The organism is Cryobacterium cheniae (assembly GCF_004403395.1).
Lineage (GTDB): Bacteria > Actinomycetota > Actinomycetes > Actinomycetales > Microbacteriaceae > Cryobacterium > Cryobacterium cheniae.
The window spans coordinates 278830-303068 of record NZ_SOGN01000035.1 but is presented as its reverse complement, the minus strand read 5'-3'; the positions used below and the strand labels follow the sequence as shown (position 1 = coordinate 303068).

27 protein-coding genes and 1 pseudogene are annotated in these 24239 nt (G+C 67.5%); 16 read left to right on the top strand and 12 right to left on the bottom strand.

Annotated elements, in window-relative coordinates:
* Positions 1-12 precede the first annotated feature (12 nt).
* Together E3T23_RS07705 and E3T23_RS07700 are read left to right on the top strand one after the other, a co-directional pair.
* The gene (locus E3T23_RS07705; protein WP_134369776.1) at positions 13-555 is read left to right on the top strand and encodes a 5' nucleotidase, NT5C type; all 543 of its coding nucleotides are present in this window, start codon (positions 13-15) and stop codon (positions 553-555) included.
* Positions 556-910: 355 nt separating this feature from the next.
* Positions 911-1753 carry an NERD domain-containing protein gene (locus E3T23_RS07700; RefSeq protein WP_134369775.1) on the top strand — a complete coding sequence of 281 codons (843 nt, stop codon included), beginning with the start codon at positions 911-913 and terminating at the stop codon, positions 1751-1753.
* 148 nt (positions 1754-1901) lie between these two features.
* Here E3T23_RS07700 and E3T23_RS07695 read toward each other — a convergent pair whose 3' ends face one another.
* Both E3T23_RS07695 and E3T23_RS07690 read right to left on the bottom strand, forming a co-directional pair.
* A complete protein-coding gene (locus E3T23_RS07695) occupies positions 1902-2816 on the bottom strand; it encodes a YDG/SRA domain-containing protein (RefSeq protein ID WP_134369774.1) in 915 nt (304 codons plus the stop codon).
* A 113-nt stretch (positions 2817-2929) separates the two neighbouring features.
* Positions 2930-3961: a DUF429 domain-containing protein gene (locus tag E3T23_RS07690; RefSeq protein ID WP_134369773.1), complete on the bottom strand. Its 1032-nt coding sequence runs from the start codon at positions 3959-3961 to the stop codon at positions 2930-2932.
* 109 nt (positions 3962-4070) lie between these two features.
* Between E3T23_RS07690 and E3T23_RS07685 the strand changes: the two genes are divergently transcribed.
* Complete coding sequence (locus E3T23_RS07685) at positions 4071-5105, top strand: NADPH:quinone reductase (protein WP_134369772.1); 1035 nt, start codon at positions 4071-4073, stop codon at positions 5103-5105.
* 52 nt (positions 5106-5157) lie between these two features.
* Here the strand turns inward: E3T23_RS07685 and deoC are convergent, their stop codons facing one another.
* Together deoC and tkt are read right to left on the bottom strand one after the other, a co-directional pair.
* Complete coding sequence (deoC, locus tag E3T23_RS07680; protein WP_134369771.1) at positions 5158-5862, bottom strand: deoxyribose-phosphate aldolase; 705 nt, start codon at positions 5860-5862, stop codon at positions 5158-5160.
* A gap of 9 nt (positions 5863-5871) precedes the next feature.
* Positions 5872-7920, bottom strand: a complete 2049-nt coding sequence (tkt, locus tag E3T23_RS07675) for a transketolase (RefSeq protein ID WP_134369770.1) — start codon at positions 7918-7920, stop codon at positions 5872-5874.
* Positions 7921-8015: 95 nt separating this feature from the next.
* Between tkt and E3T23_RS07670 the strand changes: the two genes are divergently transcribed.
* The 5 genes from E3T23_RS07670 (at position 8016) to E3T23_RS07650 (ending at position 12406) form a co-directional block, all read left to right on the top strand.
* Positions 8016-9200 (top strand): ROK family transcriptional regulator, encoded by a 1185-nt coding sequence (locus tag E3T23_RS07670; RefSeq protein WP_134369769.1) that lies wholly within the window; start codon positions 8016-8018, stop codon positions 9198-9200.
* Positions 9201-9342: 142 nt separating this feature from the next.
* Complete coding sequence (locus E3T23_RS07665) at positions 9343-9804, top strand: PTS sugar transporter subunit IIA (protein WP_134369768.1); 462 nt, start codon at positions 9343-9345, stop codon at positions 9802-9804.
* Positions 9805-9867: 63 nt separating this feature from the next.
* Entirely contained in the window at positions 9868-10140 is a 273-nt protein-coding gene (locus tag E3T23_RS07660) for a PTS sugar transporter subunit IIB (protein ID WP_104099163.1), read from the top strand.
* 45 nt (positions 10141-10185) lie between these two features.
* A complete protein-coding gene (locus tag E3T23_RS07655; RefSeq protein WP_134369767.1) occupies positions 10186-11712 on the top strand; it encodes a PTS ascorbate transporter subunit IIC in 1527 nt (508 codons plus the stop codon).
* A gap of 283 nt (positions 11713-11995) precedes the next feature.
* On the top strand, positions 11996-12406 hold the full coding sequence (locus E3T23_RS07650; RefSeq protein WP_134369766.1) for a DUF2256 and DUF3253 domain-containing protein: 411 nt from the start codon (positions 11996-11998) through the stop codon (positions 12404-12406).
* 74 nt (positions 12407-12480) lie between these two features.
* Here the strand turns inward: E3T23_RS07650 and E3T23_RS07645 are convergent, their stop codons facing one another.
* Positions 12481-12855: a YccF domain-containing protein gene (locus E3T23_RS07645; protein WP_134369765.1), complete on the bottom strand. Its 375-nt coding sequence runs from the start codon at positions 12853-12855 to the stop codon at positions 12481-12483.
* A gap of 212 nt (positions 12856-13067) precedes the next feature.
* On the opposite strand from E3T23_RS07645, the gene E3T23_RS07640 reads away from it, so the two are divergent.
* Positions 13068-13289, top strand: coding sequence for a dodecin (locus E3T23_RS07640; protein WP_134369764.1), 222 nt, complete (start codon positions 13068-13070; stop codon positions 13287-13289).
* 78 nt (positions 13290-13367) lie between these two features.
* Here the strand turns inward: E3T23_RS07640 and E3T23_RS07635 are convergent, their stop codons facing one another.
* Both E3T23_RS07635 and E3T23_RS07630 read right to left on the bottom strand, forming a co-directional pair.
* Positions 13368-14153 (bottom strand): esterase/lipase family protein, encoded by a 786-nt coding sequence (locus tag E3T23_RS07635; protein ID WP_174843856.1) that lies wholly within the window; start codon positions 14151-14153, stop codon positions 13368-13370.
* Positions 14154-14191: 38 nt separating this feature from the next.
* Positions 14192-15025 (bottom strand): alpha/beta fold hydrolase, encoded by an 834-nt coding sequence (locus E3T23_RS07630; protein ID WP_241977709.1) that lies wholly within the window; start codon positions 15023-15025, stop codon positions 14192-14194.
* On the opposite strand from E3T23_RS07630, the pseudogene E3T23_RS07625 reads away from it, so the two are divergent.
* From E3T23_RS07625 to E3T23_RS07615, 4 genes and pseudogenes are all read left to right on the top strand, one after another.
* Positions 14919-15284, top strand: a pseudogene (locus E3T23_RS07625) (hypothetical protein); the annotation flags it as partial. The gene E3T23_RS07630 and the pseudogene E3T23_RS07625 sit on opposite strands and share 107 nt — an antisense overlap.
* Entirely contained in the window at positions 15266-15442 is a 177-nt protein-coding gene (locus E3T23_RS15995) for a DUF3253 domain-containing protein (RefSeq protein ID WP_420898308.1), read from the top strand. The pseudogene E3T23_RS07625 and the gene E3T23_RS15995, both read left to right, overlap by 19 nt.
* A gap of 396 nt (positions 15443-15838) precedes the next feature.
* On the top strand, positions 15839-16291 hold the full coding sequence (locus E3T23_RS07620) for an XRE family transcriptional regulator (RefSeq protein ID WP_134369762.1): 453 nt from the start codon (positions 15839-15841) through the stop codon (positions 16289-16291).
* Positions 16292-16319: 28 nt separating this feature from the next.
* Positions 16320-16658 (top strand): HepT-like ribonuclease domain-containing protein, encoded by a 339-nt coding sequence (locus E3T23_RS07615; RefSeq protein ID WP_134369761.1) that lies wholly within the window; start codon positions 16320-16322, stop codon positions 16656-16658.
* 47 nt (positions 16659-16705) lie between these two features.
* Here the strand turns inward: E3T23_RS07615 and E3T23_RS07610 are convergent, their stop codons facing one another.
* Positions 16706-17689: an EamA family transporter gene (locus E3T23_RS07610; protein WP_166806237.1), complete on the bottom strand. Its 984-nt coding sequence runs from the start codon at positions 17687-17689 to the stop codon at positions 16706-16708.
* 81 nt (positions 17690-17770) lie between these two features.
* Between E3T23_RS07610 and E3T23_RS07605 the strand changes: the two genes are divergently transcribed.
* Both E3T23_RS07605 and E3T23_RS07600 read left to right on the top strand, forming a co-directional pair.
* Positions 17771-18325: a CGNR zinc finger domain-containing protein gene (locus E3T23_RS07605; RefSeq protein ID WP_134369760.1), complete on the top strand. Its 555-nt coding sequence runs from the start codon at positions 17771-17773 to the stop codon at positions 18323-18325.
* A 212-nt stretch (positions 18326-18537) separates the two neighbouring features.
* A complete protein-coding gene (locus E3T23_RS07600; protein ID WP_174843855.1) occupies positions 18538-19464 on the top strand; it encodes an aggregation-promoting factor C-terminal-like domain-containing protein in 927 nt (308 codons plus the stop codon).
* Between the two features lie 302 nt (positions 19465-19766).
* On the opposite strand, the gene E3T23_RS07595 is transcribed toward E3T23_RS07600, so the two are convergent.
* Complete coding sequence (locus E3T23_RS07595) at positions 19767-20780, bottom strand: diacylglycerol/lipid kinase family protein (protein ID WP_134369759.1); 1014 nt, start codon at positions 20778-20780, stop codon at positions 19767-19769.
* A gap of 359 nt (positions 20781-21139) precedes the next feature.
* On the opposite strand from E3T23_RS07595, the gene E3T23_RS07590 reads away from it, so the two are divergent.
* A complete protein-coding gene (locus E3T23_RS07590) occupies positions 21140-22021 on the top strand; it encodes an alpha/beta fold hydrolase (protein WP_134369758.1) in 882 nt (293 codons plus the stop codon).
* Positions 22022-22082: 61 nt separating this feature from the next.
* Here E3T23_RS07590 and E3T23_RS07585 read toward each other — a convergent pair whose 3' ends face one another.
* The 3 genes from E3T23_RS07585 to E3T23_RS07575 form a co-directional block, all read right to left on the bottom strand.
* On the bottom strand, positions 22083-22538 hold the full coding sequence (locus tag E3T23_RS07585; RefSeq protein ID WP_134369757.1) for a GyrI-like domain-containing protein: 456 nt from the start codon (positions 22536-22538) through the stop codon (positions 22083-22085).
* Between the two features lie 130 nt (positions 22539-22668).
* Complete coding sequence (gene heR, locus E3T23_RS07580; RefSeq protein ID WP_134369756.1) at positions 22669-23469, bottom strand: heliorhodopsin HeR; 801 nt, start codon at positions 23467-23469, stop codon at positions 22669-22671.
* Between the two features lie 110 nt (positions 23470-23579).
* Positions 23580-24146: an MOSC domain-containing protein gene (locus E3T23_RS07575; RefSeq protein WP_241977707.1), complete on the bottom strand. Its 567-nt coding sequence runs from the start codon at positions 24144-24146 to the stop codon at positions 23580-23582.
* Between the last annotated feature and the right edge of the window lie 93 nt (positions 24147-24239).

Genomic DNA, 24239 nt, shown 5'->3' with positions numbered 1-24239 from the left:
AGGAGCACCGCAATGACGCACCACGAACCGCCCGCACCCAAGAAGATCCTCTACATCGACCTCGACAACACGCTCGTCGACTTCCCGAGCGGCATCGCGCGGCTGAGCGCGCGGGACCAGATCGAATACGAGGGCCACTACGACGATGCCCCCGGCATCTTCGGCCTGATGGACCCCTTGCCGGATGCCCTGGAGGCCTACCGTAAGCTGGCCCAGCACTTCGACACCTACACTCTGTCCACCGCGCCGTGGCACAACGCCTCCGCCTGGCACGACAAGGTGCTGTGGGTGCAGGAGCACCTGGGCCTGACGAGCGAGAGCGTGGCCTACAAGCGGCTGATCCTCTCTCACCACAAGAACCTCAACCGCGGCGACTTCCTCGTCGACGACCGCTCGGCCAACGGCGCTGGCGAGTTCGAGGGGGAGTGGCTGCAGTTCGGCCCAGGAGCGGCGTTCCCGAGCTGGGCATCCGTCACCGAGTACCTGCTGGAGCGGGCTCAGACCCCGATGGCGGATGTCGGGACTGACCTGCGCGCTTCGGCCAGAGCTAGATAGCGTGAAAACGGCGAACGATTTGGTTGGCTCAGGTTCTTTCGGAAACGGGTACCTCGACTGAGCCCTCCGACGTGCCCAAAGCCTACGACGCCCGCCCCCACTCACACTTGCAAGCGGAGTTGGTGCAGCGCCAGTTGCCTTCGTCCACTGACGCGATCGCGCTCATCCGGGAGCAGCGGGGATCGTCGGCGCTGTGCAACCACAGGTTCGTGGCCTGGCTGCGGGAGGTTGACGTGCGGGAGTGGCGGGCGTAGGGCGCGGTTCGGCCGCACTGGGGGCGTGTACCTAGCTGCTGGCTGAGGCAAAATCTACCAAGGGGGTCGATTGTTTTGCCCTCCCACCACGTATTGGGGGAATGGAAGCGATGGAGACTGACGCGGTTGAAACGAACGATTCGACTATGCACGACCGAGTAGGCGGTCAGGAGCTCATCATGCACCTAGTGGATATCCGGGTGGCTCAGGGGACGCGATCGCGGATCCAGCGTTTCTTCGGTCGGCACATATTCCGGGATACCACCAAGTACGCCGTGTTTTGGCACGCAATGGCGCGGAAATCAGTCGCTGATTCCCTGATGGAATTGGGGCCACGCTGGGCCGTGTTTCACGATCTTCCCGTTCGGGGCGCGGACGACGCAATCTCTCACGTGGTGGTCGGGCCCGGCGGTGTATTTGCGATCACGAGCTGGACCATGTTTCGTAAGGACGTCTGGGTGGGCGGCCGCGCGATGCGCGTAGGTGGAGCCGCAGTATCCGTTCTCCCTTCCGTCGAGGCGCTGGCGGAGCTTGCGACGAATGCCCTGAGCATTGGAGCAGGGCTGCAAGTCAGTTGCTACGCGGTCCTAGCTTTGGTCGATCCGGGGGAGGTGACAGTGCCGATCTCGCCCATCGCCGTCAAGCTTGTGCACAGCGAGAACGTGCTCGCGTGGCTTCGCGAACGTCCTCAAATCTTGGATGAGGCGACCGTTGAACTCATCACCGCGGCGGCAGGTCGACCGGAGACTTGGAGCGACGACACTGTCGAGAACGTCGAGCCGGGGGCTGTCCTGGACGGCTTCTCTTCGATCCTCCTGGACATTGAGAATCGGCAGGAGGTCCGTGGTAAGTGGAAGGTCGCGCGGAGAGTGGGCAGCTGGATTCTCTTCCTTGCTGCCGCTGGGGCGGCAATTCCAGTCATGTTGGCGTTGATGCCCAATTGAGTCCCCAAACCGAACACGTTGGTCGTCAGCGGGTCCGGAGGAAATCAACCTGAAGGCATTGGCTTTGTACTGCTGTCGCTGACTACCATTCCTACGGCTGACGCTGGGCGTGCCGTACGACCGCTTGTTGGGGACGCTATCCCTCGCCCTACGCTGACGGCTGCAGCAAGCGCAGATCGCTGGACACGCCACGCGCCCCCAGCCAGAGGGCCCGATGGTAGCTGGCATTCGAGGTTTCGACGACGTGACGTTTTCGGAAAGAGAGACTGGCAACCGGCGTCATTGTCCGTGTTTCAATGGCCTCCATCGCGTCAGTCAAGACGAGTCCACCAAGATCGAACTGGGAGTGGTGATTCGGGCAGAGACACAGAATGTTACTCAGAGCATCATGGCCAAGATGGGGCCGCCCCAACGGCCGGACGTGAGCGCCCTCGGCATAGAAGACATTGTTCGAGGTCGGGACTGCGTGCTCGCACACCTGACACTGATAGTCGTAGAGTTTCTTCACCTCACGCGCCAGCTGCGAGTCTCTAATCCGGCGGGACACGATGGTCGTGGCAAATTCGGGGTCGGGCACATTCAACGATTGCGGCTCAAGCGGGACTTGTTCATCGATTCGCTCGAGGCGGAAGCGAATGATTTGGAAGCCATCCCGACCCAGTTCCATCCACCATTGGGTGACCAAGTAGAGCCCTGAATAGATGTAGCCCGCCGGGGGCGCAAACGGAGAACCCTTGTGTTTTCCTCGAACGACACGAACGGGCAGAGCTTGGGCATGGCTAGTGATGAGACCAGCGTTGCCCGAAGCGTCCCGAGACTGATCCGCGATTTGACGCTTGCTGTTGGGGTCCTTACCGCCGTGGCCGGTGTAGATGATGTAGTCGCCATGATCCTCGTCGTCGACGTAGCCGCCAGAAATGACGATGGAGTCGGAGCCCTCCAACTTGGTGCCGCTGATACCGGCTTGAGTTGGGCGATGGACGAATGCTTCGTGAAGCTCGCGGCGGTCGATAAAGAATTGGCCGACTTTGACCCCTGCCGGTGTTCCAAAAAATCTACTCATAGCGAAGCCCCCCGCCACACATTATATCGACCCTGGGCGAAGGCATTGTGCAGGTTAGAGGCTGTTTATCTGGTTTCGGGCGACAGTGTGTTTAGGGATTCCTGGGATTAGAGCTAGCAGGCCTTGAGCCCGGCGATCGTAGCAAGGACCGCCGCGAGTGCGCTCTCGAACGCTTTCGAGTCCGGGTCTTCGACGTGGTCAAGGGCGAGGACGCTGGCGGCCACGGTGAGCAGCGCTGTTGCAGTCGTCGCGCCGTCGACCTGCGCCAGCTGAGGCTCGACCAAGCGCATTGCGCCGACATTCTTCCGTTTCGGTCGAGCGACTTTCCCGCCCAACCGTTGCTCCGGCCGGGCGGGAGCGATGATGACTGGAATGCGTCCTTCGGTGTCCGGTGCGTCCAGTTCGCCGAGGATTTGGCACCGTTCCAATCCGAAATGCGCCCACAGTGCGGCGGTCCACGCGCAGAGCGCGGCGTCGAGGAGGTCTTCTCTGTGCTTGTATGCAGCATCATTGAGCGGTGACTCGTCGTCGATTAGCGCTGCTGTGACTGGGTGCGAGCGCAGATCGAGGGCAGGGCTCACATCGGTGAGGCGCAGCATCCGCCGCAGGAGCTCATCGCACTCCGAGGCGCGGAAGTGGCGCCGCGCGGCCGGACTCGGTAGCGCCGGATTGAAACGCTTGTACCGGGGGCGCTCAACCTCGTATCCGAGCTCGGGTGCGCCGACCAAGGTCGTGTACGGATAGCACTCGAAGAACTGGACCGTGTCGGGACGAGGGGGCGTGCGACCATCCGTGTAGACGAAACCGACTTGCTCGAGCCGCTGTCGAAGGGTGACGCCGCCGAACCACGGGCGCCCAAGATTCGAGGGGTTTGCGTAGACCTGCCACTGACCGTAGCGCTGTGCCACTTCGCGCTCGCATTCACGCATGCCGGTTGCATTCGCGACGACCAGCGGTGCGTCAATTGCGATTACATCTCCGGCGGCGCTGTTTGAGACAAGCCACTCGACTACCGCGTCGATGCCCCGTGCCCAGCCTGCGTCGAGCACAGTGCCAGAGGAATCGATGCGAACGAGCCCAGTCTCCTTGGCCGCTTTGGTAGCTGTGCCTTCGCCCCAGGCGAGGTCAACGCCGATGTAGTTCATCTGCTCACGCTATCGGCAGCACGAGCATATGGCGTCGCATCACTGTTCGGTTGGCTTGGCGGGTTGAAAGGCAGGGAAACATTCCACCCCCGCCAGCGTTACCCCTGACATGAAGTCAATTGTGTACAGCCAGACCGGTGACCCGTCCGTGCTCCAGCTCGTCGATCGGCCGGTGACCGAACCTGGAGACGACGAGGTGCGGGTGCGGATCGTGGTCAGCGGCGTGAACCCCACCGACTGGAAGTCGCGCCGCGGCTCGGCACCGGGCCAGGCGCTCGCGTTCGACGACGTCGTGCCCGGGCAGGACGGTGCCGGCATCGTCGAGGCGGTCGGCACCGGCGTGGAGCACGTCAGCGTGGGCGACCGGGTGTGGCTGGCGCTCGCCGCGTATCAGCGCGCGAACAGCGGCTCGGCCCAGGAGTACGCGGTGCTTCCCGCGGAGCGCGTCTTCCTGCTGCCGGCGAATGCGAGCTTCGATCAGGCCGCGAGCCTCGGAGTGCCGGCGATCACGGCGTACCGCGCGCTGACGGTGGCCGAAGACGGACCGCGGAGGCTGCACCCGGGCGCCCTGGCCGGCAAGGTCGTGCTCGTGGCCGGCGGAGCAGGTGCGGTCGGGCACGCGGCGATCCAGCTGGCTCGGTGGGCGGGGGCATCCGTTGTTACGACTGTGAGCGGTCCGGCGAAAGAGGCGCTCGCCACGGCGGCCGGCGCGCAGCATGTGCTCACCTACACCGACCCGGACGTCGTCGCCCACATCCGGGCGATCGCACCGGAGGGGGTGGACCTGATCGTGGAGGTCGCACCGGCCCAGAATGCGCTGCTCGACCTTGCCGTCATCCGTAATCGCGGGTCGATCGCGGTCTATGCCAACAACGGCGGCGACCAGGTGACGCTCGACGTGCGCCAGCACTTCAGCCTCAACGTGCGCTACCAGTTCGTGCTGCTCTACACGGTGGGCGCCGACGTGATTCGGGCGGCGGCCGAGGACATCAACGCGGCCCTGGTCGATGGCGCGCTGAGCGTGGGGGAGGAGGCCGGGCTGCCGCTGCACCGCACCGACCTCGCGCACACGGCGGATGCGCATGCCCTGGTTGAGAGCGGCGTTGTCGGGAAGGTGCTGATCGACGTTTCGGTGGGTCAGTAGGAACATGCGCGCTGGGCTCGCACACGATGCAATGTGCGAGCCCAGCCGACGGTTAGTAGCTGCCGGCAGGTTCGGCCGAAGACGCACCGGAGAGCAGTGCGGCGCTGCCGGAGACACCGAGGCGGGTGGCGCCGGCGTCGATCATGGCCAGGGCGTCATCGAAGCTGCGCACCCCGCCCGAGGCCTTGACTTCGGCCCGGTCGCCGACGGTCTGCTTCATCAGGCGAACAGCGTGCACGGTCGCCCCGCCGGCGGGGTGGAAACCGGTGGAGGTCTTGACGAAGTCGGCTCCCGCAGCGACGGATGCCTGGCACGCGCCGACGATCTCGGCATCGGTCAGCGCAGCGGATTCGATGATCACCTTGAGCACCGTCGGTGCCGGGACGCCGGCCCGCACGGCGGCGATGTCGGCCTGCACCTCGGCGAACCGGCCGGCCTTGACGGCACCGATGTCGATGACCATGTCGATCTCGTCCGCGCCCTGCTCGATGGCGAGGTCGGCCTCGGCGGCCTTGATCGCGGAGTGGTGCTTGCCGCTGGGGAAACCGCAGACGACCGCGACCTTGAGGTCGGCGCCGGCGGGGATGCGGAGCGGCAGCATCGACGGGGAGACACAGATCGAGTAGGTGCCGAGCTCGACGGCCTCGGCGATGAGCGCGGTCACGTCATCGGCGGTGGCCTCGGGCTTCAGGAGGGTGTGGTCGATGTACTTGGCGACCATAGCGGCGCTGGGGGTCATGGTGGTGGTGGAAAGCATGGTTTGTCCTTAGTTGGTGACGAGTGCGGGTATGGCGAGGGTGGCGTGCGCGGCAGCGATGACCGCGTCGAGGTGGATGCCGCGGCGGCGGAGAATCTCGGGTCCGCTGCCGGACTCGCCGAATTCCTCGACCGAGACGACGCGCCCGTCGAGGCCGACCCAGCGGTACCAGGCATCGCCGCGGCCCGCCTCGACGGCGACGCGGGCACGCAGTGCCGCCGGCAGCACGGACTCGCGGTAGTCGGCGCTCTGCTCGGCGAACCACTCGACACACGGCATCGACACGACCCGGGCGGAGAGGCCCTCGTCGGCGAGCCGAACGGCGGCGTCGATCGCGAGGTGAACCTCGCTGCCGGTGGCGAGGATGGCCAGGTCGTTTCCGGCGCCGTGCTGCCAGCGCACATAGCCGCCGGCCGTGACACCGGCGGGGGTGGTGTCGGTGCTCTCGAGCACGGGCAGGTCCTGCCGGCTGAGGACGAGGGCGACCGGGCGGTCGGGGGAGGCGAGGATGCGGCGCCAGGCGGCGACGACCTCGACGGAGTCGGCGGGGCGCACCACGTCGAGCCCCGGAACGGTGCGGAGTGACGCGATCTGCTCGACCGGCTGGTGGGTGGGGCCGTCTTCGCCGACGGCGACGGAGTCGTGGGTGTACACGTACACCGCGCCGAGTCCCATCAGTGCTCCGAGACGGATGCTCGGCCGCATGTAGTCGCTGAACACCAGGTAGGTGGACGCGAACGGGCGCCACGGCCCCTGCAGGGCGATGCCGTTGAGGATGGCGGCCATGGCGTGCTCGCGGATGCCGAACCGGATGAATTCGCCGGCTGGGTTGGCCGCGGAGAACCGGTCGCCGTCGACCTCCACGGTGGTGGATCCGGCGAGGTCGGCGGAGCCGCCCCACAGCGGCACTGAGCCCTGCAGCGCGCGGAGCACGGCGCCGTTGGTCTTGCGGGTGGCGATCGTGTCGCCGGCGCTGCCGACGTTCACGGTGTCGAGGGCGGAGCTGTCGAACTCGCCGCCGCGGAAAGCGGTCCAGCGCGCCGCCGCCTCGGGGTCGCCGGTGCTCCAGGTGGCCAGGTCGGCCTCCCAGTCGCTGTGCAGTTGCTCGCCGCGGGCGAGGGCGCCCCGGGTGTGCGCGAGGGTCTCGGGGCTGACGAGGTCTTCGAGGGGAGCATCGGGTGCGAAGCCCAACGTTGTCTTCACCGCGGCGAGTTCGTCGGCGCCGAAGCCACCGGCGTGAGCGGCGGAGGTGCCGCCGAACTTGACGGAGGGGGCGCCGATGACCGTGCGGAGAGCGACCAGGGTAGGGCGACCGGTGCGTTCCGCCGCCGAGCGGAGGGTGGCCTCCATGGCGTCAAGGTCGTTCGGGGTGTCGATCTCGAGCACCCGCCATCCGTAGGCCCGGTACCGGGCGCGCACGTCTTCGGAGAAGGTCTCGTCGGTGCCCGAGTCGATGGTGATGCCGTTGTCGTCCCAGATCAGCACCAGGTTGTCGAGGCCGAGGGTGCCGGCCAGGCTCGACGCCTCACCGGAGACGCCCTCCTGCAGGCATCCGTCGCCCGCCAGCACCCAGGTGGTGTGGTCGAGCAGGGTGTGGCCGGGGGTGAACACGGCGCTCTCGTGCCGGGCGGCCATGGCCATTCCCACCGCGGATGCGACGCCCTGGCCGAGCGGGCCGGTGCTCATTTCCACGCCGACGGTGTGGTGCACCTCGGGGTGCCCGGGTGTCTTCGAGCCGAGGGTGCGGCTCTTGGCGAGGTCGTCCAGGGTGAGGCCGTAGCCGGTGAAGAACAGCTGGGTGTACAGCAGAAGGCTGGCGTGACCGGCCGAAAGAACGAACCGGTCTCGGGCGGGCCAGTCGGGGTGGGCGGGGGAGTGGCGCAGAACTCGGGAGAACAAGACATGCGACAATGGCGCCAATGCCATGGCGGTGCCGCCGTGTCCGTGTCCTTTCGCCTGAACCACGTAAGCGGCCAGCGCCTGGGCGCTCGCGACGGCGCGAGCGTCGAGTTCGGTAGGCGTCATCGTTGACGAGGGATTACTTGATTCGGTAGCCATGCGAGATACTTTGGTATACAAATGTACTTAAGTCAAATAGTTGGTTCGGCATCGTCCGCAATACGGGGCGGATGCGTCAGAAGGTTAGGAATTCCATGGCACACGCTCTGTCCACCGGTTCGGGTGTGGTGCTCGACCTCATCCGCTCCGGCCGTGCCACCACCCGCTCCGACCTGATCGAGCAGCTCGGCTGGTCGCGCATCACCCTCGCCCGGCGTCTCGACGAACTTCTGAACGCCGCGATCGTGATGAGCGTGGGACAGCTCGACTCGCGCGGCGGCCGGCCGCCCGAGGAGTTCGCCGTGAACCCCGATGCCGGTCTGCTGCTCGCCGTGGATATCGGCGGATCGCACACCCGGCTGGCCATCACCGACCTCGTGACCACCATCCTCAGCGAAGACGAGGCCGACATCGGCCTGAGCGAAGGGCCGGCGGAGATCTTCGAATGGGCCGGCCAGGTCTTCGATCACATGCTCGACCGGCTCGGCAAGACCCGTGCTGACGTTGTGGGAATCGGTGTGGGCGTGCCCGGCCCGGTCAACTTCATCACCGGGCGGCTGGCCAGCCCGCAGGTGGACACGCAGTGGGAGGGGGTGCTGGTGAAGGACTACTTCGCCCGCCGCTACGACCGCGCCGTCGTCGCCGTGGACCGGGACGTGAACATCATGGCGCTCGCCGAGGCCCGGGGCGGCGCGAGCGAGTACTGCGACGTCGTGGTGCTCAAGGCCGGCATCGGCGTGGGACTCGCCTTCGTGCTCGACGGTGCGATCTACCACGGCTCCCGCGGCGGCGCCGGGGAGCTCAGCGCCGTGCGTACCGATGGGGAGCGCACGGTGCGGCTCGAGACCATTGCCAGCGGCGCGGTCATCCGCAGCGAGCTGCTCAGGCAGGGGCGCCGGGTGCGAACCAGCAGCGATATCGTGGCACTCGCGAACGACGGTGACCCCACGGTGTTGCGGCTGCTCGCCGAGACCGGCACCCAGATCGGGCAGAGCCTGGCCCACGTGGTGGGGCTGCTCAACCCGCAGGCCGTGGTGGTCGGCGGCAACCTGGCCCAGGCCGGCGAGCCTTTCCTCGGCGCGATCCGGGAGGCCGTCTTCGCCGGTGCCCGGGACTTCGCCCTGCAGGGGCTGGTGGTGGAGAAGTCCCGGCTCGGCCACATCGCCGGAGTGACGGGCGCCTCGCTCATCGCGCAGGATGCCCTGTTCGACGCCGACCGCATTAGCCGTCTCACTCGGGGCGGCGTAACCGGCGTCACGCTCCGCACCGCGGCGAGCTGACCTCGCGCCCCTGATCCGGAGTCTGGCGAGTCCAGTCGAAAAACTTTGGTGCACTTGTAGACAAAAGGTCGCTTAGGCTTATACAGTCATCTAAGTCGCCCTCGCGGACGGCCTGCACTGAAAACAACAAAGGAGTTCATTCGTGTCACTGAACCTGGCCGAGACCCTCTCGTCGATCGAGACCCAGGCGGAGGCCGCCGACTGGCGGGCCGCCATCCGTCTCGCAGGTGCCGGCCTCGTGGCCGGTGGGGCCACCACGCCCGCCTACACCGACGAGATGATCGCCGCGATCGAGAAGCACGGCCCTTACATCGTCATCGCCCCGGGGATCGCCCTGGCGCACTCCCGCCCCTCGCCCGCGGTTCTCACCGGCGGCCTGAGCTGGGTCAGCCTGGCCACCCCCGTCGAGTTCGGCAACGCCGCCAACGACCCGGTCACTCTCGTGATCGGCCTGGCCGCCAAAGACCACGACGCTCACCTCCAGGTGATGCAGGCGCTCGCCGCCGTGCTCTCCGACAGCGCCGCCATGAAGCGCCTGACCGCGGCCGCCACCGCCGACGAGGTGCGCGCCGTGCTCGGCGACCTCGCCGCCGCCGCTGCGTGAACCGCGCCACCGACATCCATTTCTGAATCAACTCACTCGTCCCACCCAATCGAAAGGCACCCCATGAAGATCGTCGCCGTCTGTGGAATGGGCATTGGAACCTCAGTGCTCCTGAAAATGAACGCCGAGAAAGTTCTCGCCAAGCTCGGTATCGATGCGGATGTCGAGGCCGCCGACATGGGCGTGGCTCGCGGTGCCGCGCAGACGGCCGAGATCGTGCTCACCTCGGAGGAGCTGGCCGAAGAACTCGGCGATGTGCCCGCCCAGGTCATCGTCATTAAGAACTTCTTCGATCTCGAAGAGATCACCGAGAAGCTCACCGCCGCAGTCGAGTAACCCCCCTCCCACCAACCCCCTCTCACAGAATAAGGAGCTCCCACAATGGAGTGGCTCGTCGTCGTACTGAACTTCATCGGTCAACAGATCCTCAATGTTCCGGCCTATCTGATCGGCATAATCACCGCCATCGGACTTATGGCACTCAAGCGCAACGCCGGGCAGGTGGTCGGCGGCGCACTCAAAGCGGCGCTCGGCTTCCTGATCCTCGGCGCCGGCGCCGGCGTAGTGGTGGGCTCCCTGGACCCGCTGGGCAAACTGATCCTCGCGGTGACCGGCGCCCAGGGCGTCATCCCCACCAACGAGGTCATCACCGCCATCGCGCAGGACGAGTTCGGCGCCCAGAGCGCCTACGTGCTCACCCTCGGGTTCCTGGTGATGCTCGCCCTGGCCCGCTTCACCCCGCTGAAGTACGTCTTCCTCACCGGGCATCACATGGTCTTCATGGCCACGATGCTCACCGTGGTGCTCTCCGTCGGATTCGGAGACGGCGCCGGCTGGCTCGTGGTCGTCATCGGTGCTCTTCTGCTCGGCGTGATCATGGTGGTCATGCCCGCTTTCGCGCACCCGTGGACCAAGAAGATCACCGGCAACGACACCATCGCGATCGGCCACTTCGGCACCCTCGGCTACATCGCCGCCGGTGCGGCCGGCCAGGCCGTCGGCCACCGCAGCAAGTCGACCGAAGAGATCAAGTTCCCGCAGGGCCTCAAGTTCCTGCGCGACTCCATGGTCGCCACCTCACTGTCGATGGTTCTCATCTACATGGTCTTCGCCATCTGGGGCCTCATCGCCCTGCCGCTGCAGGAGGCGCTGGACATCTTCGGCTCCGCCGACGCCGGCGCGTTCATCATGGCGGCCTTTGCCCAGGCCCTGCAGTTCGGTGTGGGTGTCGCGATCATCCTCTACGGTGTGCGCACCGTGCTCGGCGAGCTGGTCCCCGCGTTCCAGGGGATCGCCGAAAAGGTTGTCCCCGGTGCGCGTCCCGCGCTGGACATCCCGATCGTGTTCCCGTTCGGCGCCAACGCCGTGCTCATCGGCTTCCTGAGCTCGTTCGCCGGTGGCCTCCTCGCGCTGGGCGTGCTCGCAATCTGGCTGAACCCGATGTTCGGGCTCGCACTGATCCTCCCCGGTATGGTGCCGCACTTCTTCACCGGTGGTGGAGCCGGCGTCTACGGCAACGCGACCGGCGGACGCCTGGGCGCCATGATCGGTGGCTTCGTCAACGGTGTGATCATCACCATCCTGCCCGCCATCCTGCTGCTGGTCCTCGGCGACTTCGGCTTCGCCAACAGCACCTTCGGTGACGCCGACTTCGGCTGGTTCGGCACCCTCGTGGGTGTCAGCGTCGGTGTGGGCGGCGGATTCGGGGTCGTCCTGGCGATCCTCATCGCGGTGGTGCTGGTCAGCGTCGCGATCGTCTTCCAGATCCGCGTTGTGGACACGGGCTGGGTGCCCGGGGCCAAGCGTGACGTCTGGATCGCCGAAGAGAAGGCGGCCGAGAAGGCCGTTCTCGACGCCGAGAAGGCGCGACGCAAGGCAGAGCGGGAAGCCTCGGCCGAGGCCGTCTAGCTTCACCGGCTCCTGATTCGCCAGAGGGCGGCCCCGTTCGCGGGGTCGCCCTCCGGCGTTGTGCGGGACAGGGCCTGCCGGCGGTGGGGCCGCGAGCGTACCCCGGGGAGTCAGGCGCCTCAGGCAGCAGGGCAAGCAGCTTCCGCGCGTTGAGCCCGGTTCTACGGTGGCCAGCGTTCTGCGGCTCGAGAGTCGCCGTTGCTGCCGAGAATCGCCGCTAGAACGGCGACGCTCGGCGCGAACGGCGACTCTCGCCGGCCCGCAATCCCGCAGGATAGAGGGTATGGCTCACCGTCAACGCACACCCGCCGATTCCGACCCCGAACAGGGCCGGGCGGACAAGACGTGCGCCTCCTGTGGGCGGCGCATCGAGTGGCGTGCGAAGTGGGCCGACAACTGGGAGTCGGTGAAGTACTGCTCGACCGCGTGCCGCGCGCACGGCGTCACCGCGACCGACCTCCGGCTGGAAGAGAGCATCACCACACTGCTCAGTGCGCGGGCGACGGATGCCACGATCTGCCCGTCCGAAGCGGCGAAAGCGGTCGGCGGCGAGGGGTGGAACGAGCTGATGGAGCCGGCCCGCCGAGCCGCCCGCCGCCTGGTCGCCCGCGGCGAACTGCAGATCACCCAGGGCGGGGCCGTGGTCGAGCCGTCGACCGCGAAGGGTCCGATTCGGTTGCGGCGGCCGCGGTAGGGTTCTGCTGGTTCGGCGAGGTGACCTGCGCATCCGTCAAAGCGGTGCGGTGTCTACCGCACCACCGGTGAACCCTACGGGATGTCGACGATCTGCTTGCCGAGCGGCATCAGCGCCACCGGGATCAGCTTGAAATTGGCGATCCCGAACGGGATTCCGATGATGGTGACGCAGAGCGCGATGCCGGAGAAGAAATGTCCGATGGCGATCCAGAAGCCGGCCAGCACCACCCAGACGACGTTGCCGAGGAAGGAACCGACGCCCGCGCCGGGTGTGGCGACCACGGTCTTGCCGAACGGCCAGAGCGCGTAGACGCCGATCCGCGCCGCCGCGATTCCCCAGGGGATGGTGATGATCAGCACGAACATGATCACCGCCGCCAGCAGGTAGCCGAGGAACAACCAGAAGCCCGAGAACACGAGCCAGATGACGTTGAGGAGAGTTCTCATGATGGTTCCATTCTCCTCCCGCCGATAAGCATCCTCGCCAGACGCCGTAATCCAGCAGGCCGAGACCACCGCGACCGCCATTGTCGACTCGCTGAAGACCGCGGTTCGCGCCTCGGCCTGACGTTGAACACTCGACCCTCGCGGGCTATGGTCGGGGCACTCGAGACCGAGACGCGGTTGAGAGAACAAACTCGAGTTGGAGGAATCAGGCCATGGCGAACCACACCTACCGTGTCACGGAGATCGTCGGAACGTCACCGGAGGGCATGGACGCGGCCATCCGGAACGGGCTGGAACGCGCGATGAAGACTCTGCGCAACGTCGACTGGTTCGAGGTGGTCGCCACCCGCGGCCACGTGGAGGACGGCGTGATCCAGCACTTCCAGGTGACGCTCAAGGTGGGTTTCCGCCTCGACGACGACGACGACGAGTAGGGCTGCTCTTTCGGCCGAGCTTCGCCTGCGCAGAGGGGTGCGCGGTCGGCTGGGTCGGGTAGGCCGGCCGCCTTCTCGCTACCGAGATCGAGAATCCGGCACTCGCCGCACTGTTCCGGGTCCGGTGATTCGGGTAAAGGGCGCCGTGGCATCCGTCACCGTGTCGAGAACAGCCCGCACGGTCGCCGGGTCGCCGAGGATGCGGAAGTGCCCGCCGACGTGGAGCCGGATGTTGCGGGCGCCGACCAGTTCACTGCCCTCGGGGATGTGGGGGTCGAACACCCCGTAGATGGACACGATCCGGTCGTTGACCCGGTGGTCCAGACCCAGGTCGTGCAGGGCCACGTTGGCGGGGGCGAAGGCACGGATGCTCGGCACGACCCAGTAGCGCGCATAGCGGGAGCCGGCGAAGGGAGCACTGATCGCGGTCATTGCGCTCACCCGGTGGTCAGGGTCCTCGGTCGTCATCAGCTGTTTGCCGATCAGGCCGCCCTTGCTGTGCGCCACGATGATGACACCGGTCAGGTTCTCCCGCTCGAGGTAGGCGGCCACGGTCGCGGCGGCATCCGCCAGAGAACGCCGGTTGCGGCCCAGCGCCGCCACCACGTGCACCGGATGTCCGTGGCCGTGCAGAGTCTGGATCAGCGGTCGCATGAACTGCCAGGATTCGTACACCCCGGGGATGATGACGATCGGGGCTTTGTGACCGGAGCGGAAGTCCGCCGGTCGGGCGCGGGAGAGGAAGGCCCGGGTCTGCCCGATCCACGCGTAGAGGTAGTCGAGCAGCCACCACCGGGCCTGGCGCAGCCGGCGTCGCAGCAGTCGGAGTCCCGGCAGGCGGAGCCGCAGCCGCCGACGACTCATGCGGAGACCGGGGACCCGGCGACTCGGCCGCCGGCGGCTCATGCGGCCGGGTGCGTGATCGACGGATGCCGCCGGACGTGCCCCTCGATGTGGGCGGCAGCCTGCGCAGCAGCGGTGTGGTGCACCAGGTGGCGGTGCCCCTCGACCTCGACGAGCTGCCCGTTCGGCACGGCGGCGCTCAGCGATTCACACCAGACGTGGCCCGAGACCGGGTCGTTGGCGCCGCGGATCACGAGGGTGGGGGAGCGCACCTCGCGGAGAGACAGGTCGGTGCGGTAGTCGAGCATCTGGGCGAGTTCGCTCGAGAACCAGCGCGGACCGCACTTGAGGTAATCGCGGAAGACGATCAGCTTGCCTGCCGGCGGTTCCTTGACCGAGTCCCGGGTCAGGCCCATCGCCTGTTTCACGGCCGTCGCCCGGCGGGGATCGGTGACGGGGCCGATCAGAACCAGGTGGGAGGCGATGTCCGGGCGTTGCCGGGCCAGCTCCGTGACGAACTGGGCACCCATCGAATGGCCGACCAGGACCGCCCGCGGCACCTCGAGCTGATCCAGAAGCCGGCCGAGCAGGGTGCCGTATTCTTCGACCGGGATAGGTCGCTCGGGCCTGCGGGTGCCGCCGAAGCCGGGCAGATCGAGCGAATGCGTGTGCCCGGTGACGGCCAGGCTCTGCTGCATCCGGCGGTAATAGCGGTGCGACGCCCCGATCCCGTGCACCAACAGGTAGGTCGGCACCTCCGCCTCCGGCGCGCGCGAGGTGCTCGACATGGAGTGCACGGTGAACTCATGCCCGTCCACTTCGACGTTGCGGCTACGGGGGTTCGCGGCGGTCACGCGCCGGCGTTCGGCACTCGAACGGTCAGTATTCGTCACGGGGGTTCCTTCGGGGTCGGGGGCTTGCCTTGTGCGTCCTGCAGATTCGGGCGGTCTGGGCGGTCTGGGCGGACTGAGCGGTCTGAGCGGTCGCGGGGGTCGCGGGGCGGGGGCATCCGTCACTACTAAGACGGATGCGGGCCGGATTCGTCACGCCCTGATTGAAGGCACGGCCCACCGTCAACGCAAATCCGCCGAGTCTGACCCCGCCCGTGACAGGGCGGACAAGACCTGCGCCTCGTGCGGGCGCCGCATCGAGTGGCGCGCGAAGTGGGCCGACAGCTGGGATTCGGTGAAGAACCGCGTGCCGCGCACAGTGCGTCACCGCGACCGACCTCCGGCTGGATCACGCAGGGCGGCGCCGTGGTCGATCCGTCGACCACGAAGGGTCCGATTCGACTGGCCCGCCCGCGGTAGGACCTTGTCGCAATCGACCAGGAACGACTGAACGAAGACGCGGGGTGAGCACAACTCCTGCAAATTCTGCCGGTCGAGTCTTTCACCCGCGGAATCACGCGGAACGTGAGGGAGCTCTCCCCGATTTGCAGGAGTTATGCACTGAGAGTCGGTGTGATCAGCGGCAACTGACCTGTTCATTGCGCTACAGGTGAGTCATCCCTGTCACCTGCGCGTTGCGGTGCCGGTAGTGGCCACGCGCTGGTGCTGCGCCGCTGCGCGCGTGGCACGCCACCAGCGCAGCGGCGCAGCACCCGCGCTCGGCCGCTGCTGCTGCGGCTGCGGCGTGCGGAGCGGTCCGGGTCATGACTTCGGGCGGTCCGTGGCGCCAATTTTTCTGAGGGCTATACTCCCGCCATGAGCACGTCAACCCGCATTCTCGAGGCGCGCGTCCGGGCCGGACTCTCGCAGAGCCAGCTGGCCGCGCGCGCCGGAGTGGCTCAGTCGAATCTCTCCGCCTATGAGTCCGGCTGTGTGCGGCCGCGACCCGAGACCCTCGCCCTCATCCTGGCGGCCACCGCCCTGCTGCCATCGGCCGTGCTGCGTCGCAACCGAGACACCGTGCTCGAACTCGCCGGCCGCCGCCGGGCCGGCAACGTGCGGGTCTTCGGCAGCGTCGCCCGGAGAACGGATGCCGCCGGCAGCGACATCGACCTCCTCGTCACCTTCGACCCGGGCGCCTCCATCCTCGATGCGGTCGGGCTCGTCCTCGACCTCGAACAGCTCCTCGGCGTGCACGTCGACGTGATGAGCGACCGGGCCGAGGGCGCCATTCGCGACCGGGCTGTCGCCGAAGCCGTGCCACTGTGAACGGCCCAGGCGACGGGATCGAGACCTGATGACTCACGAATTCGACCGAACGGATGCGCTGCTCGCCGACATCCGTGATCTGGTCCGTCACGCAAACCTCATCACGGCTCGCGGCCGGGAGGTCTTCTTCGACCGGGCCGATCGTACCCAGCAGCTCGCGGCCAAGGCCATCGTGATCGACCTGCAGGCCGCCGTCGAGCGGTTGCCGGAGGGATATCGGGACCGGCACCCGGAGGTCGCCTGGGCCGAGCTGCAGGCCATGCGCAACTATCTTGCGAACGATTACGCGAACACCGACTACCAGATCGTCTGGAACACCCTCGTCACGGACTTCCCACGGCTGCTGGTGCAGCTGGGGATTGCGTAGGGCGATCGCCGGCGCCTCAGCCTTGCGGCCAAGGGACGTCGCACGAGTCAGCGGGTCTCGAGAACCTGTGCTCCGAACGCTGGTGATTCCAGCTTCTCGAGTGAGGTGGCGGGGAATTCGTCCGTAGAGCCCGCGGCGCGCACGGCCGCGATGCCACCCAGGATCAACGCGCCGCCGAGGAGTTGGAGGGGCATGAGCTGTTCACCGAGCAGGAGCCAGGCGAACAGAGCCGCGAAGACGACCTCGAGCAGGGACACGAAGGAGGCCAGCCGTGACCCGAGGGCCTCGGCCGCGGTAATGCCGGCGACATAGGCGATCGCGGTGCTGACCACCGCGACGATGACCAACGGCACCCACCACGGCAACTCGATGCCCGCGAGCGGCAGGTCGCCGAACGTCGCGGTGAGCGGCAGAAGGCCGGTGACACCGAGCAGACCCAGGATCAGGCCGCCCAGCACGAGACCCGAGGCCGCGAACGCGACCGGCGAAAGCCCGTCGCTGGGACGGGCCGCCACGACGAAGTAGGTCGCGCAGCCGATCATGGCGCAGAACGCGAACATCAGGCCGACCGGGTCAACGGCGCGAATGGCACCCGGGCCGATCACGAGCAGCAGCCCACCGACGGCGAAAACCGAGCCGATCAGAACCAGCGCGCGCGGGATGCGCCGGGTCGTCGCCCACGCGACGCCGACCAGGAGCAGCGGCGCGAGAAGTTCGATCAGCAGTGCCGTGGCGACGGGAATGGTCTGGATCGCGGCGAAGTAGAAAACCTGCGTGATGACGACGCCGACGATGGCCATCACGATCACCCGCCAGCGCGCCCGCCACAGCGCGTGCCAGCGGCCGCGCAGCGAGACGAGGGCGACCGGCAGCAGAACGAGCCCGCCGATGACCACCCGGGCGGTGACGGCAGCGGTCGGGGACCAGCCCGCCTCGAGGAGCGGCTTGATGAACGCGCCGGAGGTGCCGAACGAGAGCGACCCGAGGACCGCCACCGCCAGGCCGGCCGACGTGGAGGAGATCTTCACCATGACTGCTCCTCCGGCGTCCAGTGTTACGGTCTACAATTGATGACGACCATAACGCTACGGCAGGGTCCGTTAGGAGTCAACATGCAGTTTGCCCATGACACCGAGGAGGCGCTGGATTTTGCCGTTGAGCTCGGCAATACCGACCCGGCGGCCTCCCGGAGCGGCACCGACGAGATCGCGACGCTCGAGCAACTGGCGGATTTCCTTGCGGGGTATCCCTTTTCCGGACGCATCGACGGGGACGAGTACGAGCGGCGGGATGTGCTGCGCGCCCGCGATCAGGTGCGGCTCGTCTGGAGCCTCGAACGGGACGCTGCCGTGATCCAGGTCAACAAGATGCTGGCCGACGCGCACGCCCTGCCGTATCTCGCCCGGCACGACGGGTCCGACTGGCACATGCACGCGACGACGCCCGACGCTCCGCTCGGTGAACGGATGCGCGTGGAGGCCGCGCTGGCCCTGACGGACGTCATCCGGATGGATGAGATGCAGCGGCTGCGGATCTGTGGGGCGGACGACTGCGCCGGCCTCATCCTGGATCTATCCCGCAACGGGTCCAAACGATTCTGCAGCGCCCGGTGCGGCAGCCGCATGAACATGATCGCCTTCCGCAAGCGGAAGGGCGCGCAGGGCTGAGCCAGGACCCCGCCGACCCCATAGAGCCTGGCGAATCCGGTGTCAAGCCCCTACTGCCATGACTTTCGCAGGTTAACTGAGCGTTTGTTCAGAAACCTGAGGCATGATTGTCGTTTCATCTGCGCCGCACTCCGAGAGCGCAGATCCGATGCTCAGTGAGCCGGTGCGCTCACGCGCGCGGGCTTGCGTCACACGGAAGTCCAGCCTCCTCAATGCCTGAAACACCCGAAGAACTCCGCACTCGATTCGACGCCCAGAACAAGCGCAGCAACAGCACTCCCAGCAGCAACAGCACCAGCACCACCACGATCAAACGCCCGCACCGCATCGCGATCATCGCCGGCAGCGTGCTCGCCATCACCGGCCTCGCCGTCGGCGCCGGCTTCGCCGGTCAGTCCGCAGCGGCCACCCAGTCCCGCGTCTCGGCCACGTCCGAGCTCGCCGACAGCACCGGCCTGCACCGCGAGCAGCTCGGCGCCTTCGACGTGGTCGCCGAAGCGCACGCCGACAACTCGGCCTCCATCACCCTGAATGAGGCCAACCAGGTCCTCGCCGCCACCAAGGACAAGGTGGATGCCTCCAGCCTCGCCGCGGTCGCCAGCTCCCTCGCCGGCTACGAGATCCTGCCTCTCGACCAGATCACCGATCTGACCGCCCAGACCAAGGCCGAGACGGCCGCCGTCACCGCGGCATCGATCGAAGCCGACCGGGTGGCCGCCGTGGCCGCCGCCGAGGCCGCCGCCTCCGCCCAGGCCGCCGCCGCCGAAGCCGCCGCTCAGGCCGCCGCAGCCGAAGCCGCCCGAGCCCAGTCCCTGGCCGGCGGCAACACCCCCGCGGGCGCACGCGCCACGGCTCAGGCCATGGCCGCGTCCCAGTACGGCTGGGGCGCCGACCAGTTCTCCTGCCTGAACCAGCTGTGGCAGAAGGAATCGGAGTGGAAGTTCGACGCCGTCAACTCCAACGGCGGTGCCACCGGCATCCCGCAGGCGTTGCCCGGCAACAAAATGGCGACGGCCGGCAGCGACTGGGCCACCAACGCGACCACTCAGATCGCCTGGGGCCTCGGCTACATCAAGGCCTCCTCCTACGGCACCCCGTGCGCCGCCTGGGCACACTCGCAGGCCAACAACTGGTACTGATCCCCTGATCCCCTGATCGCCTGATCCTCTGATCCTCGCACGTCCGCACAACCGCGCCGAGCCGTGAGTTTCGACCCCGTTCTTCGACAGAAAAGGGGCGAAACTCACGGCTCGGCGCTGGCGTGAGGGGGCGAGGAAGTTTCGGCCGCACCTGCGCCGCCGCTCCAGCGGAGCGCGGGTACTGCGCCGCTGCGCGGGTGGCCTGCCACGCGCGTGACGGCGCACCTCCCGCGCCTCGGAAGGAGAGCCGGGAGAAGAGGCGGGGTGAGCGGAGGAGACCGGTGACGGATGCCGCGCGCGGCCTACGCGGCGGCGTCGCTCGGCACGCGCACGGTGAGACTGCCGGCCTCCACCCAGGTCTTGAGCGCCACGGCGGTGCCGAACCCGTCACCGTCGAGTTCGATCTCCTCCGGGCCGTGCAGCCGCAGCACGAGTTCCGTGCCGGTGGCGTAGTTGAGCGCGTCGACCTCCCCGGTGCGCAGCTTGCGCCCGAACTTCGTGCGGCTGAGCACGCCGTTCTCCCAGATCACCTTCGTCATAATCTGCAGCCAGCCGCCGAAGCCCTCCGGCTTCAGCACGACCACGTCGAAGAGGCCGTCGTCGAGGGCCGCGTCCGGAATCAGCTCGATGCTGGCCGGCAGCGACCCGCAGTTGCCGACCATAATGGTGTGCGCCCGCAGCGACTGCTCGGGCTGCTTGTTGAGCCGGTACCGGAATCGCAGTTCGCTGTCGTCCTTGCCGACGGCCACCAGCGCCTTCACGTAGGCCAGCCAACCGGCTTTCGCCTTGAGCGCGTCGTCGGTGTTCGCGAGCATTTTGGCATCGAGGCCGAGTCCGGCCATCACCAGGTAGGTGTGCCGGTCGATCGTCCGGTCCGCCCGCTCGATGTCGATCAGGCACACGTCGATCGCCCGGTCCTGGCCGGCGAACGCGGTGTGCAGGGACAGCGCGGCGTCATCGAGGGGCAGCTGCAGATTGCGGGCGAGCAGGTTGCCGGTGCCCGACGGCAGCAGCGCCACGGCGCAATCCGTGCCGTGCACCACCTCCGCCACGGCGCGCACGGTGCCGTCGCCGCCGGCCACGATGATCACGGATGCCCCGGCTTCCAGCGCCTGGCGGGCCTGCCCCTGCCCCGGGTCCTCTGCCGACGTCTCGAACCAGAGGGTCTCCGGCCAGCCGGCGGCCGTCTGCTCGGCCTCGACGGCGCCCCGGAGGTCGTCGATGTCGACCTTCACGGGGTTGTAGACGACCGCGGCGAGCTTGGGGGCGGTCGTGTCATCGGTCAGGTCATCGTGGTTCACAGCGGTGCTCGTCATGGGGTCCGTTCGATTGGGAGCGGGTGCCTTCCGGCACGGGGGGGTCTCACCAACTAGGACGCATCCTGCGGCCTGTTCGTCACGCGACACGGCAGCCGGACAGGGCCTTCACAGGTGCGGAACCTCTCTTTATGCCGGCAGCGATTGGTTCGAACATCACGTTCTGCTCGTGCGCCTCAGGTTGGGACGGCCGTCATGAACCCCGAACGGATGCCGAAACCACCGGCCGACCCGCACCAGCGGTCCGAAACCGGCTGGACGCTTCCGGGGGCTTCGGGGCGCGGGTACTGTCACCACCGGTTGCCGCGGAGCCGGCTGACGGCATCCGGAACAATCCATGAGACGAAAGGGTCCCTTCGATGCCCCCCACGATGAAGACGAAGAACGCCACCGACGAGCGTTCCCTGGCACGGCGAACCGGCACCCTCCTCGGCGGGATGCCCTACTTGAGGTTCGGCACGGGCTTGCCGCTGGTGGCCATCCCGGGCCTCACCCAGAACTACGAACCGACGGTCGGCGTCGATCGCATGATGGCCGCCCAGCTGCTGATGCCGGTGGCGGGCACGCACCGTGTGCTCAGGCTGACCCCGCGCCCGGGCCTCGACCCGAACGCCGGCATGGCCGACATCGCCCGGGACTACGCCGACGCCCTGCGCCTGGAGTTCCCGGGGCCCGTCGACGTGATCGGCACCTCGACCGGCGGGAGCATTGCCCTGCAGCTGGCCGCCGACCACCCCGATGTGGTGCAGCGGCTGATCCTGGTCTGCGCGGCGTGCTCCCTCGGGCCGAACGGCAAGAAGGTCATGCGGCGCGTCGCCGAGGAGGTGCTCGCCGGGCGTCCGCGGCAGGCCGGCCGGGTGATTTTCAGCGCCATCGGCGACAAGCCCCGCAGTCGGCTGGCAGCCGGCATGGGCTGGCTGATGGGACCCCTGATGTACGGCAAGGCCAGCCCCGACCTGATCACCACCATTCGCGCCGAAGACGCCCTGGACCTGCGCGATCGACTCGGCGAGATCGAAGCGCCCACCCTGGTGATCGGCGGCGACCAGGACGCTTTCTACACCCCCGAGCTGTTCCGTGAGACGGCGGCGGGCATCCCCAACGGCCGCCTGATCCTCTACCCCGGCAAGGGCCACATGTCGGTGTTGACCGACCCGCGCCTCATGCCGGACGTGCTCGAGTTCCTCGACGGGCGCGGCGCCAGCGGCCGCGCCGCGAGCAGGCGCCCCTCGCCGCTGTAGCCGTCGTCGTGGGAGCCGTCGTCGTGGGAGCCGGCGGCGCGGTCAGTGTCCCGAGCCCCGCTCAGCTCAGCGGGAAAACGATCCGGGTCTGCCATTTGGCCGGGTCCGGTTCGGTGTCGGGGCCGACCACATACTCCTCCCACATTTCGGGTGCGAGGTCGAGCTTCTGCTCCGCGACCCAGACGGTGAGCTCGGCATAGGTCTCGGTGAGCGTGTCGTACGGCCCGGTGTGGATGGCCTCGATCGCCGGGCCGCCCGGCAGCGTCTCGATCACCACGCCGGGCGTCGGTGTGACCGGCTGTGCCACCGGGAAACCCGCGGTGACGTCGACGATGTCGGTGGGAGCGCCGTGGTACATCGAGATCGGCGGGCCGGCCGGGTGGGCACCCTGCTTGCCGATCTCGGTGGCGGCGGTGCCGAAGGCCCGTCCCATGAATTCGGTCAGCTCGTCCATCCGGGGTGTCTCACGCACGCCCATCAGGGTGCGCGGTTCGAGTTCGATTCGTTCGGCTTTCATCGGGTGCTCCTCGACTGAAGTTGCGATCGTGACAACGGGTGCCGGCCTCGGCCGAGGGCGACGGCGCCCAATGTAGTCCCCACCGTGGGTCCCCGGTCGGGCGGCCGCCCGAGGTGACCTCCCCGTGCTCCTAGGTGAGGGCCGGAATGATCGCCCCGGAAAACACCTGCCAGGCCAGCGCGGTCTTGGCGACCAGGCTCAGCGTGATGTAGGCGCGCTCGCCGCGGAGGTAGTCGCGCCAGCCGCCGATCTGGCGGTACTGCAGCACCTGGTTGACGGCGAAGGTGTTGAAGAACAGGAAGAGGGAAATGATGATGCCGTAGACGAAGGCCGGCGGTTCGGCCTCGCTGGTCGAGCCGGGGCCGATGAAGTAGATGAGGATGACGATCCACGGCACCACGCCCACCATCGACCCGAAGATGAAGGGCAGGAACTTGCCGTTGCCGGGGGTCTCGTACTTCTCCTGCAGTGCCCCGAACATGATCATGGCGGCATTGGCGGCGAAGATCGAGAAGAGGGCCGCGATATCCGTGATGCCGGTGATCTGCGCGATCAGCCAGATCATGATCGAGGAACTCAGGGAGTACTCCACCCAGCGGAAGTAGTTGCGGTCGGCTCTGAGGCCGGCCGCGTAGCGGGGGAAGAACTTCGGCGATGAGATCAGGAAATGGAAGACGGCCGAGAGCGCCAGGAAGGAGACGACGCCGATACCCACGTTGACGTCGAACAGGGTCACCCGCTCGGGCGGCAGCGGCACGCCGGGAGGACCCGACAGGTAATCGGCGGTGACGGGGAAGGTCACCTGCGTGCTCAGCAGAGTGAGCACATACGCGAATCCGAGGGCCTGCACGAGGTGCAGCGAGCCGGCCACGATGTTGTAGACCCGGAGGCGGGAGATCTTCTGATCTGTGGTGTAGTTTTTGCGTGCCATCGGGAACTCCTTCACAGGCGGGTGAGGCCGAGAATAGCAGGGTCACCGATTGCCGTCTCGGAGGCGCCACGGCGCTCAGACGGCGGCCGAGCGGGGCGCCGACCGAGCGCTCAGACCACGCCGAGCGGTCGCTGTTCCCCGACCGGCAGCTGAACCCGGATCGGGTCGCCGGGAGCGACCGTTCCCCCGGTGACGACGATGCCCATGATCCCCGCCTTGCGGATCACCTGACCGTCCTCAGCCGTGCCGATCAGGGTCTTCATCAGCCCCTTCTGAAACCCGTTGATCAGCGAGCAGGGGTTGCGCATCCCGGTGATCTTCACGACGGCGTCGGCGCCGAGCCGCAGCCGGGCGCCCAGAGGAAGGCCGAACAGGTCCAGCCCGCGGGTGGTGATGTTCTCGCCCAGCTCGCCGGGGGAGACCTCGAAGCCGGCCCCGCGCAGCTCGTCGAAGAGTTCGGCGGGCATGAAGTGCACCTGGGTGAGGTTCGGCCGGGTCGGATCCTTCACGACCAGGTAGCGGTGCTGCGTCGTGGCTCCGGCATGGGCGTCGCCCTCCACCCCGAATCCCTTGATCAGACGGATCTCCGGCACCGTCGGCTTGCTGAACGCGTGCCGCGAGTCGCGGCTGACCGACTCCACGGCGGCCGTCGCTGTGCCCGTCGCATCCTGCATCATGCCCCCGAGTCTTCCATGCGCGCCGCCGAGAATTCACCCTGCCGATGTAGCATTTGGGCGTCGAAAACGTAGGCTGGGTGAGTGTTCATCGAG

What these genes read in the sequence shown, in the direction of transcription:
- E3T23_RS07595 (WP_134369759.1), bottom strand. Translation starts at nt 20,780, where the DNA reads ATGACGAGCACCGCTGTGAACCACGATGACCTGACCGATGACACGACC.
- E3T23_RS07650 (WP_134369766.1), top strand. Translation starts at nt 11,996, where the DNA reads ATGGCTCACCGTCAACGCACACCCGCCGATTCCGACCCCGAACAGGGC.
- E3T23_RS07635 (WP_174843856.1), bottom strand. Translation starts at nt 14,153, where the DNA reads ATGAGTCGTCGGCGGCTGCGGCTCCGCCTGCCGGGACTCCGACTGCTG.
- E3T23_RS07640 (WP_134369764.1), top strand. Translation starts at nt 13,068, where the DNA reads ATGGCGAACCACACCTACCGTGTCACGGAGATCGTCGGAACGTCACCG.
- E3T23_RS07645 (WP_134369765.1), bottom strand. Translation starts at nt 12,855, where the DNA reads ATGAGAACTCTCCTCAACGTCATCTGGCTCGTGTTCTCGGGCTTCTGG.
- E3T23_RS07575 (WP_241977707.1), bottom strand. Translation starts at nt 24,146, where the DNA reads ATGATGCAGGATGCGACGGGCACAGCGACGGCCGCCGTGGAGTCGGTC.
- deoC (WP_134369771.1), bottom strand. Translation starts at nt 5,862, where the DNA reads ATGCTTTCCACCACCACCATGACCCCCAGCGCCGCTATGGTCGCCAAG.
- E3T23_RS07615 (WP_134369761.1), top strand. Translation starts at nt 16,320, where the DNA reads ATGACTCACGAATTCGACCGAACGGATGCGCTGCTCGCCGACATCCGT.
- E3T23_RS07610 (WP_166806237.1), bottom strand. Translation starts at nt 17,689, where the DNA reads ATGGTGAAGATCTCCTCCACGTCGGCCGGCCTGGCGGTGGCGGTCCTC.
- E3T23_RS07705 (WP_134369776.1), top strand. Translation starts at nt 13, where the DNA reads ATGACGCACCACGAACCGCCCGCACCCAAGAAGATCCTCTACATCGAC.
- E3T23_RS07620 (WP_134369762.1), top strand. Translation starts at nt 15,839, where the DNA reads ATGAGCACGTCAACCCGCATTCTCGAGGCGCGCGTCCGGGCCGGACTC.
- tkt (WP_134369770.1), bottom strand. Translation starts at nt 7,920, where the DNA reads ATGGCTACCGAATCAAGTAATCCCTCGTCAACGATGACGCCTACCGAA.
- E3T23_RS07695 (WP_134369774.1), bottom strand. Translation starts at nt 2,816, where the DNA reads ATGAGTAGATTTTTTGGAACACCGGCAGGGGTCAAAGTCGGCCAATTC.
- E3T23_RS07585 (WP_134369757.1), bottom strand. Translation starts at nt 22,538, where the DNA reads ATGAAAGCCGAACGAATCGAACTCGAACCGCGCACCCTGATGGGCGTG.
- E3T23_RS07670 (WP_134369769.1), top strand. Translation starts at nt 8,016, where the DNA reads ATGGCACACGCTCTGTCCACCGGTTCGGGTGTGGTGCTCGACCTCATC.
- E3T23_RS07590 (WP_134369758.1), top strand. Translation starts at nt 21,140, where the DNA reads ATGCCCCCCACGATGAAGACGAAGAACGCCACCGACGAGCGTTCCCTG.
- E3T23_RS07600 (WP_174843855.1), top strand. Translation starts at nt 18,538, where the DNA reads ATGCCTGAAACACCCGAAGAACTCCGCACTCGATTCGACGCCCAGAAC.
- E3T23_RS07660 (WP_104099163.1), top strand. Translation starts at nt 9,868, where the DNA reads ATGAAGATCGTCGCCGTCTGTGGAATGGGCATTGGAACCTCAGTGCTC.
- E3T23_RS07655 (WP_134369767.1), top strand. Translation starts at nt 10,186, where the DNA reads ATGGAGTGGCTCGTCGTCGTACTGAACTTCATCGGTCAACAGATCCTC.
- E3T23_RS07685 (WP_134369772.1), top strand. Translation starts at nt 4,071, where the DNA reads ATGAAGTCAATTGTGTACAGCCAGACCGGTGACCCGTCCGTGCTCCAG.
- heR (WP_134369756.1), bottom strand. Translation starts at nt 23,469, where the DNA reads ATGGCACGCAAAAACTACACCACAGATCAGAAGATCTCCCGCCTCCGG.
- E3T23_RS07700 (WP_134369775.1), top strand. Translation starts at nt 911, where the DNA reads ATGGAAGCGATGGAGACTGACGCGGTTGAAACGAACGATTCGACTATG.
- E3T23_RS07690 (WP_134369773.1), bottom strand. Translation starts at nt 3,961, where the DNA reads ATGAACTACATCGGCGTTGACCTCGCCTGGGGCGAAGGCACAGCTACC.
- E3T23_RS07605 (WP_134369760.1), top strand. Translation starts at nt 17,771, where the DNA reads ATGCAGTTTGCCCATGACACCGAGGAGGCGCTGGATTTTGCCGTTGAG.